This window comes from Ruminococcus sp. CAG:379, from assembly GCF_000434255.1.
Lineage (GTDB): Bacteria > Bacillota > Clostridia > Oscillospirales > Ruminococcaceae > Ruminococcus_F > Ruminococcus_F champanellensis.
Window position 1 is genome coordinate 42,408 of the sequence record NZ_FR894897.1, and the last position, 6,834, is coordinate 49,241.

Here is a 6,834-nt window from a genome sequence, read left to right on the forward strand (position 1 = left end):
CCGGCTTTGCGGCTGCCACCTTCCTGCGGGGCATTCGGTACATTCAGATTCCCACCACTCTGCTGGCGCAGATTGACTCCTCCGTAGGCGGAAAAACTGCCATCAACATCCCTGGAGGCAAGAACCTGGTGGGGGCATTCAAGCAGCCCAGCCTGGTGATCTGCGATCCGGACACGCTGAAAACCCTGCCGGCACATATTCTCAGCGATGGCATCGCAGAAGCGATCAAATATGGAATGATCCGGGATCCGGGGCTGTTTGCCCTGCTGGATGCCCACAACAGTGACAATGTTTTGCCCCAGGCGGACGAGATCATTGCCCGGTGTGTCACCATCAAGCGGGACATCGTAGCCAAGGATGAATTTGACACGGGAGAGCGCATGCTGCTGAATTTCGGTCATACCCTGGGGCATGCCATTGAGCGGCATTCGGAATTTGCCTACACCCATGGTCAGGCGGTAGCAGCCGGCATGTGCATGCTGTCTGCCCGGACAGCCGCCCCTGCCGTGACCGCCCGGCTGATCGGCTGCGTAAGCAACTATGGACTGCCCACGGACTATGACGCTCCCATGCAGGAGCTGACTGCCCTGTGCGGGCATGACAAAAAGCGCATGGGCAGTGAACTGTCCTATGTAGTATGCCCGGCAATCGGTCAGGGAGAGATCCGGAAGGCGTCCTTCCCGGACTTCTGCCGGATGATGGAGGAATCCCTATGAACTGTGTGATCGAACCGGGACTGCTGGAGGGTACCGTGTCCATTCCTGCATCCAAAAGCGCCGCACACCGGGCGCTGATCTGCGCTGCCCTGGCAAAGGGTACCTCCCGGCTGACAAATTTGTCCGATTCCGAGGATATTGCCGCCACCATCGGTGCCTTGCAGCAAATGGGGGCGAAGATCACCCGGACTGGCAGCAGCGTCACCGTCACCGGCATCCTGGAGCCACCCACACAGCCCATTACCCTGGACTGCGGTGAAAGCGGCTCCACCCTCCGGTTTCTCATTCCGGTGGCAGCAGCCTTGGGGCTGACCTGTACCATCATCGGCAAGGGCAGACTGCCCTACCGACCCCTGGATGCCTACCTGCGGGAACTGCCGAAAAAGGGTATATCCATTCAGCCGGAGCGGCAGGATGCTCTGCTTCCCCTACACATGTCCGGCAAGCTGCAAAGCGGCGTTTTTCAGCTGGAAGGGGATGTATCCTCCCAGTATCTGACCGGACTGCTGCTGGCACTGCCCTTGCTGGAGGGGGACTCACGGCTGGAGCTGACCTCCCCTCTGGAATCCGCCCCCTATGTGGATATGACCGCAGCGCTGCTCCGGCAGGCAGGCATCCCCACCGAGAAAACTCCGGAGGGCTACCGGATCCCCGGGGGCGGCGTGTATCAGCCCCTGTCCCTTGCCATTGAAGGGGATTACTCGCAGGCGGCGTTTTTTCTCACCGCCAATGCCCTGGGCAGTCATGTCCGGGTGGATGGTCTGTGGGAAAATAGTTGTCAGGGGGATCGAAAAATTGTTGAAATCCTCCTGGAATTATGCTATACTAAAGAGAACACAATCGCTTCCGGTCTTTCTGTGTATGCCGCAGATATTCCGGATCTGGTGCCGGTGCTGACTGTGCTGGCATGCCTTTGCGGCAAGCCCTCCCGGATTTACGGGGCAAAGCGGCTCCGGTTCAAGGAAAGTGACCGGCTGGCAGCCATTGCAGCGGCGCTGAACGCCATCGGCGGACAGGTGAGCCAGACCGAGGACGGACTGGAGATCCAGCCCATCGCCGCTTTTACCGGCGGCACGGCGGACAGCTGCGGAGATCACCGGATCGCCATGAGCCTTGCTGTGGCAGCTACCCGCAGCACTGCTCCTGTTACCATACTGGGCGCAGAAGCGGTACGCAAGTCCTATCCGGATTTCTGGAGTGATTATCAAAAATTAGGAGGAACGGTACATGTCATCTCTTTGGAATAACCGCATTTCCATCTCTTTATTCGGCGAATCCCACGGCACAGCCATCGGCGTGGTGATCGACAATCTCCCTCCGGGGGAATCCATCGACCTGGAGGAGATCGCACGCTTTCTGGCTCGCAGAGCGCCGAAAAAGGACGGGACTACCACGTCCCGGGCGGAACTGGATATTCCACAGATCATGTCCGGTCTGTACCACAACAAAACCACCGGCACGCCTCTGTGCGCCATAATCATGAACACAGACACCCACTCGGTGGATTATTCCAACCTGTCCAAGCTCGCCCGGCCGGGACATGCGGACTATACCGGTGCCCTCCGGTATCGGGGCTTCAATGATGTGCGGGGCGGCGGACATTTTTCCGGCAGACTGACAGCTCCCCTGTGCTTTGCCGGGGCAGTCTGTGGGCAGATTCTGGAACGTCGGGGCATCTACACCGGCGCCCACATTGCCTCCATTCACGGTATCAAGGATGCGGTATTTGACAGAACCAACGTGAGCAAGGAGGATCTGCTGGCAGTGCGCTACAAGGGTTTCCCGGTCATCAACACGGAACAGGGCGAAAAAATGCGGGAGGATATCCAGAACGCCCAGCTGGGGCAGGAATCCCTGGGGGGCATCATCGAATGCGCCAGCGTGAACGTACCTGCCGGTATTGGATCCCCCATGTTTGACGGACTGGAAAACACCATTTCCCAGCTAGTATTCGGCATTCCTGCGGTAAAGGGCATCGAATTTGGTGCAGGCTTCCTGACCGGAGAAATGGTGGGCAGTCAGAACAACGATGAATTTTATGTGGACGAAAACGGTCACGTCAAGACCCGTACCAATAACCACGGGGGCATTCTGGGCGGCATCTCCTCCGGTATGCCCATTACCCTTCGGGTGGCTATCAAGCCCACGCCTTCCATTGCCCGACCCCAGGCCACTGTGGACTACAGCGCCATGAAAAATGAAGTGGTCAATATTCACGGCAGGCACGATCCCTGCATCGTGCCCCGGGCTGTGCCCTGCGTAGAGGCGGCGGTGAACCTGGCGCTGCTGTCCCATATGCTGGATTACCCCAATTTCACTTGAGGGAGGAGTCGTCCGCATGGAACACAACACTGCCGATCTGACCAACATTGAGCTGAACGATCTGCATCTGATCAACATCCTGCTGTGTTATCTGCTCTATCGGATCAAAGAGCCGGTCACACCGGATGCCCTATACGACATCGCCGTTTCCACCGGCATCATCAACTATTTCTACTATCAGGATTCCCTGGATTTTCTCACAAAAAACGGCTCTCTGGAGTTAAAGCCGGACAAAAAGGGGAAAGCCTGCTATATGCTGACCCCCCAGGGAGAGCTTTGCGCACTGCGGCTCAAGCAGTATGTGCCTAAGATCTTTCGGGACAAGCTGGTGCTGGCAGCGCTTCGGTACATCGCCCGTCAGAAGTATGAAAACGAGGTGCGGATCACCTACGAGCCCATGGACAAGGGGTATTACGTTCATCTGCGTTGTCTGGATACCGGGGACGATCTGCTGGATATGAAAATGTTTGCGCCGGATCTGCGGCAAGCCAGGCTGCTGGGGGAACGGATCATGAAAAACCCCCTGGGCTTTTACGGCAAGATCCTGGACATCGCCCTCCAAAATGAAGAAGAACCCTACGATCTGAGCGACAATTAAAATAATCGGTGCAGTCTGAACAGGCTGCACCTTTTTGCTGCAATTCCTGTGCACTGGGATTTGACTTTTTGTGAAATATGTGCTATACTGATAAAATGATATATAAAGGAGTATGGAAACATGAAGGAGTTGCTTGGCTGTATCCGCAGGCTGGACTGGAAGGGATTGATGATCACCCCGTCGGACAACCTGTTCATTCAGCTGTTCCGTTATGCATTTGTTGGCGGTCTTGCATTCGTTGCCGACTTCGGCACTCTGGCACTGCTGTACCACAAATTCGGCATCAATGAATATCTGGCAACGGCAATCGCCTTTGTGATGGGGCTGATCGTCAACTTCATCCTCTCCAAGCTCCTGGTATTCACCACCGGGGCAAAGGTAAAAAGCACAGTGCTGGAGTTCCTCTCCTACACTGTCATCGGTATCATCGGGCTGGGTCTGACGGAAGCCATCATCTGGCTCGGCACGGTACCCCTGCACATCCCGGTTCTGGTTGCAAAGGTCATTGCGGCGGTTCTGGTTCTGATCTGGAACTTTGCCGCACGAAAAATATTTCTGTACGGAGGAAAAGCATGAAGCAGGTTGTAATCATCGGCGCAGGGCCTGCCGGACTGACGGCGGCTTATGAATTGCTCAAGGCAAATGAGGACTACCAGGTCACCATCCTGGAGGAAAGCAACACCATCGGCGGTATTTCCCGGACGGTCAAGTATAACGGCAAGCGCATGGACATCGGCGGACACCGGTTCTTCTCCAAGGATGCCCGTGTCACCAAGTGGTGGGAGGAGATCATGCCCACCCAGGGTGCTTTGCCCTATGACTACAAAAAGCTGGGCAGGCAGATCGAAACCGTACCCGGCGGCCCTGATCCGGAAACCACCGACCGGGTCATGCTGGTGCGGAACCGGGTATCCCGGATCTACTACCAGAAAAAATTCTTTGACTACCCCATCAGCATGAAGCCCCAGACCTTCAAGAACATGGGCTTGTCCGCCACCATCAAGGCAGGATGCAGCTACATGAAGTCCACCGTCAGCAAGCAGGAAGAAACCTCTCTGGAGAATTTCTACATCAACCGCTTCGGCAAGGTGCTGTACTCCATGTTCTTTGAGGGCTACACCGAAAAGCTCTGGGGCAGACATCCCCGTGAGATCTCCGCCTCCTGGGGGGCGCAGCGTGTCAAGGGTCTGTCCATCAAGGCAGTCATCAAGGACATGTTCGGCAAGATCCTGCCCTCCGGCAACAAAAAAGAAGTGGAGACTTCCCTGATCGAGGAATTCTACTACCCGAAGTTCGGCCCCGGTCAGTTGTGGGAAACCGTAGCGGATCTGATCCGGGAAATGGGCGGAGAGATTCGCATGAACAGCGCCGTACATGCAGTACATACCGAAAACGGAAAGATCGTTTCCCTGGGATACACCGATGAAAACGGCACGGAGCAGATCATTGCCGGAGATTATTTCCTGTCCTCCATGCCGGTAAAGGATCTGATCGCCAGCATGCAGTCCACACCGGATGCAGTGCCGGCGGACATTGCCCAGATTGCTGCCGGGCTCCCCTACCGGGATTTCGTCACCGTAGGTCTGCTGGTGGACAAGCTGAACCTGGTCAACGGCACGGATATCAAGACCCTGGGGAACATTACCCCGGACTGCTGGATCTATGTCCAGGACGTAGGCGTGAAGCTGGGCAGAATCCAGATCTTCAACAATTGGTCCCCCTATATGCTGCCGGATCCGGAGCATCATGTGTGGATCGGTCTGGAATACTTCTGCAATGAGGGAGACGACTTCTGGAATATGAGTGACAAGGACTGCACAGAGTTTGCCATCATGGAACTGATCAAAATGGGTGTGATCCACAGTGCAGCCAACGTACAGGATTCCCACCGGGAAAAGGTCAAGAAGGCATACCCGGCATACTTTGACACCTACGATCATATGGATGAGCTGATCGCATATCTGAACCGGTATGACAATCTGTTCTGCATCGGCAGAAACGGACAGCACCGGTACAACAACATGGATCACTCCATGGCGACCGCCTTTGAAGCAGTGGACAACATCCGCAAGGGCATCACCGACAAAAACAACGTTTGGAATGTCAATACCGAGCAGGAATATCACGAGGCAAAGCAGACGGAGACGTCTGCACAGTAAAGGAACCGGACACGGAATGCAGAGATGCATTCCGTGTTTTTTTCTGCTGCTCCATGGAATCCAGCACCTGGAGAACGAACAGATACACAGCGCCCCCCAGCACCAGAAACACCGCAGGCTCCGCCCACAAGGGCAGGGCAAACAATCTCAGCAGCCCACACAGCAGCATGCCGCACTGCCAGGCAGCAAACAATGCAATTCCGGGCCGCAGCAGCAGTGGACCCCAGGGAATGCCGCCGGCAAGCCGTCGCACCATCCAGAGCCGCACCAGATTGCCGATTACGTTGCTGGCATAATAGGACGCAAGAATCCCGTAAAAGCCAAAGATGGGTACACAAATCAGCAGCACGGAGATCCGGATCATATACTCGGCAAGATAGTTGACGGAAGAAAAATTCTGCCTTCCCATGCCACGCAGGATCCCCTCCAGCACGATCTCCAGATAGATAAAGGGGATCACCGGTGCCAGGATCCGCAGCATCCGTCCTGCAAAGGCGTCTCCTCCGATCAGGGTGCCGATTTGACTGCCATACAGCAAAAACAGCAGCATCACAAACCCGGCAAACCGCAGCGTCCGCCGCAGCACACTGCCAATCAGCGCCCGGGCATTCTCGCCGCTGCCGGCACCCCGGTTCCGGGAAAGCTCCGGCACCAGGATGCTGGACAAACATCCTAATACCACTGCTGGAAAAAACAAGGCAGGCAGCAGCAGCGCCTCAAATACCCCGAACTGGGCAAAGGCTTCTTCCGTAGAATGTCCGAACTGCCGCAGGGTAAATGGGATCAAGGCATCATTGGCAGTACTGAGCAGGGAGGTGAGATAGCTGTTTAACAACAGGGGCAGTGCAGCCCAGGCAAACCCCCGCAGACACATGGTGCAGGCGTTGCCGCATGCACGGCGGCTGTGCAGATACAGCACCCACAGATAGCAAAATGCCGCCAGCTGTCCCAGCAGCATGCTGACCACAATGAGCATGAACAAACTGCAATGTCCACCGGGCAGCAGGAAGATGACTCCGAATGCCAGAGCGGCTCCATG

General features: G+C 56.1%; 7 protein-coding genes. 6 read left to right on the plus strand and 1 reads right to left on the minus strand.

All coding sequences use genetic code 11. The features are described from left to right. The 6 genes from QVO51_RS06565 to QVO51_RS06590 all read left to right on the plus strand — a co-directional run. A partial coding sequence (locus tag QVO51_RS06565; RefSeq protein WP_288167944.1) for a 3-dehydroquinate synthase occupies positions 1-716 on the plus strand: 716 nt, incomplete at its 5' end. Then, positions 713-1,963 (plus strand): 3-phosphoshikimate 1-carboxyvinyltransferase, encoded by a 1,251-nt coding sequence (gene aroA / locus QVO51_RS06570; protein WP_022357733.1) that lies wholly within the window; start codon positions 713-715, stop codon positions 1,961-1,963. The genes QVO51_RS06565 and aroA, both read left to right, overlap by 4 nt. After that, positions 1,944-3,038: a chorismate synthase gene (gene aroC / locus QVO51_RS06575; protein ID WP_022357734.1), complete on the plus strand. Its 1,095-nt coding sequence runs from the start codon at positions 1,944-1,946 to the stop codon at positions 3,036-3,038. The genes aroA and aroC overlap by 20 nt, the downstream gene beginning before the upstream one ends. A gap of 16 nt (positions 3,039-3,054) precedes the next feature. After that, positions 3,055-3,636 carry a DUF4364 family protein gene (locus tag QVO51_RS06580; protein WP_022357735.1) on the plus strand — a complete coding sequence of 194 codons (582 nt, stop codon included), beginning with the start codon at positions 3,055-3,057 and terminating at the stop codon, positions 3,634-3,636. 120 nt (positions 3,637-3,756) lie between these two features. After that, positions 3,757-4,212 carry a GtrA family protein gene (locus QVO51_RS06585; RefSeq protein ID WP_022357736.1) on the plus strand — a complete coding sequence of 152 codons (456 nt, stop codon included), beginning with the start codon at positions 3,757-3,759 and terminating at the stop codon, positions 4,210-4,212. After that, positions 4,209-5,795, plus strand: a complete 1,587-nt coding sequence (locus QVO51_RS06590) for an NAD(P)/FAD-dependent oxidoreductase (protein ID WP_022357737.1) — start codon at positions 4,209-4,211, stop codon at positions 5,793-5,795. The genes QVO51_RS06585 and QVO51_RS06590 overlap by 4 nt, the downstream gene beginning before the upstream one ends. Here QVO51_RS06590 and QVO51_RS06595 read toward each other — a convergent pair. After that, positions 5,740-6,834, minus strand: a 1,095-nt coding sequence (locus QVO51_RS06595; RefSeq protein ID WP_288167945.1) for an MATE family efflux transporter, incomplete at its 5' end; no start/stop codon positions are given. The genes QVO51_RS06590 and QVO51_RS06595 overlap by 56 nt on opposite strands.